We start from the raw sequence: 1,781 nt of genomic DNA, 5'->3' as shown, positions 1-1,781 counted from the left end.
TACAACACCGAACGCATCCAACAACGACTCAAGGGCCTGACCCCGATGCACTATCGGAATCAGACCCTTGAACCCCTAACCACCTAGAATTAAACCAGTCCAACTTTTGGGGGCCAGTTCAGCTTGCGGGGTTTCGTCGTATCTGCAGCTGTGAGGCGGGATCTACTGGCTGGGCTCCTGGGTGCGGGAGCTTTTAGCCTTGTGCCACACCGCATAAGCACTGGCGAGGAAAACAACTAAGAAAACCCCAGTGATCTTGAAGTAGAAAAAGCCATTTCCTAGCCTGCGAGAAATATCTGGCAATGAGGTGGAATCCGATTCAGCTAGGGCCTTGGCAACGTACATCGCATTCAAACCGCCGATGAAGTAGCCGAGGCAGAGCAATAATGAAATAACGGCCGTAATCATTACCAAAACTGCTAAGGATGAATGGCGGGACATTGTTCTCATCTAACTCCTCTCATCGCGGCCTAAAGGACCAGCAAAGTACACCTTTCTAAGGTGCTTGGTACTAACAGGTTTGCTCTCCTGTCTTATCATCCCTCACGGGCTGCCATCAGAGGTCTTCACAAAGTCCGCCTGGGCGGCTGCGGCGGCTTGCCAGGCGAGGACAATGGGGCGACGGAAAGAGCGGCGGGCTCGATGATGATCTTGACACCTTACCGGGGGTAGCATCGCGTGGGCTGGGAAATGGACGCGGAGTAGAGGTCTTTGGTGGAACGCTCTGTATGCGAGTGGCCGCCCTTTGTCCTGCACGATCTCTGCGCCTTTGGGGGCCGCCGCCGCAGGTGGGAGGAGCCGGCGCTGCCAAGATCCGCCAGGGTGGAACCTAGAGGCGGGGTGGCGGTCTCGCGAGCGTCGGCAAGCGCAAAGCGCTTAGACAGCTGACTTATCCCTTTATCGGACTGCTTACGCGGATCAGTAATGCTGATGCTGGCGAAGCCGGAGTTGTAATACAGCTTTGTAGCATCGCTGGATTGGCGATCCTCGTCATCCAACACGCCCTTCATTCAAGCACGTTTACATCGCGTAAAAAGAAGCCACTTGAACTGTATATTTATGGGCTCTGACGTGGCGATTTGTGTAAAACGTTGAAAGCAGGTTAGATTATTGGAGTCCGCAACGGAGAGCACAACGAAATAGCGATGTGTTCAACGCTAGGATGTGCCCCCTTAGCTCAGTCGGCAGAGCGTTTCCATGGTAAGGAAAAGGTCGACAGTTCGATTCTGTCAGGGGGCTCCATTCATGTTTGGAGGAAGGAACTCCTCCGAGGTGAATATGGCGGTGTAGCTCAGTGGTAGAGCAAGCGACTCATAATCGCTGTGTCGCGAGTTCAATTCTCGCCATCGCTACCGGGAAAGAAAGGCGCCCGCAGGGCGCTTTTTTATTACCGCGCTGAAGACAATCCAGGCTGTGCCTAGTTGCCTAGTTTCGGATTGGAACTATGGCTCTGGTAAGGTCTTCAACGCTTGATGCTTAGGCATTGAGGAATAAAAGAATAGGGGCGTGGCGCAATTGGTAGCGCAACGGTCTCCAAAACCGTAGGTTGCAGGTTCGAGTCCTGTCGCCCCTGCACAGTAAACCCCCGTCATCTGGCATCAGGTGGCGGGGTTTCTTCATGCCCTAATTTCTTCGTGGCGCTTGGCCCACGCACATGTTGTGGGTTAAGGGTCAAAATGTGTGTCTGGCTCGGCGTGTCGCGGGGGTTAGATTTGGCCTTTTTGAATGCCGATTGAGTGGGTGTAGTCGGTGTCGATAGCGTTGTCGTAGAGGGCTGGGCG

At 54.0% G+C, this 1,781-nt stretch carries 3 protein-coding genes and 3 tRNA genes; 4 read left to right on the top strand and 2 right to left on the bottom strand.

Annotated elements, in window-relative coordinates:
- Positions 1 to 87 (top strand): IS3 family transposase (locus tag RAE04_RS11635; protein WP_317027439.1); only part of this gene is annotated, 87 nt, incomplete at its 5' end.
- Between the two features lie 75 nt (positions 88 to 162).
- Here the strand turns inward: RAE04_RS11635 and RAE04_RS11630 are convergent.
- Positions 163 to 441: a hypothetical protein gene (locus RAE04_RS11630; RefSeq protein WP_317027465.1), complete on the bottom strand. Its 279-nt coding sequence runs from the start codon at positions 439 to 441 to the stop codon at positions 163 to 165.
- 218 nt (positions 442 to 659) lie between these two features.
- Complete coding sequence (locus RAE04_RS11625; RefSeq protein WP_239278149.1) at positions 660 to 1,010, bottom strand: hypothetical protein; 351 nt, start codon at positions 1,008 to 1,010, stop codon at positions 660 to 662.
- Positions 1,011 to 1,166: 156 nt separating this feature from the next.
- Between RAE04_RS11625 and RAE04_RS11620 the strand changes: the two genes are divergently transcribed.
- The 3 genes from RAE04_RS11620 (at position 1,167) to RAE04_RS11610 (ending at position 1,573) form a co-directional block, all read left to right on the top strand.
- Positions 1,167 to 1,242, top strand: a tRNA-Thr gene (locus RAE04_RS11620).
- Between the two features lie 38 nt (positions 1,243 to 1,280).
- Positions 1,281 to 1,352: transfer RNA gene (locus RAE04_RS11615), tRNA-Met, on the top strand.
- A gap of 148 nt (positions 1,353 to 1,500) precedes the next feature.
- Positions 1,501 to 1,573: transfer RNA gene (locus tag RAE04_RS11610), tRNA-Trp, on the top strand.
- Positions 1,574 to 1,781: the final 208 nt, after the last annotated feature.

This window comes from Corynebacterium sp. CTNIH16, from assembly GCF_032821655.1.
In the GTDB taxonomy this organism is placed as follows: domain Bacteria; phylum Actinomycetota; class Actinomycetes; order Mycobacteriales; family Mycobacteriaceae; genus Corynebacterium; species Corynebacterium marquesiae.
The sequence above is the reverse complement of the archived record's forward strand: the minus strand, read 5'-3'. Positions and strand labels throughout refer to the sequence as shown.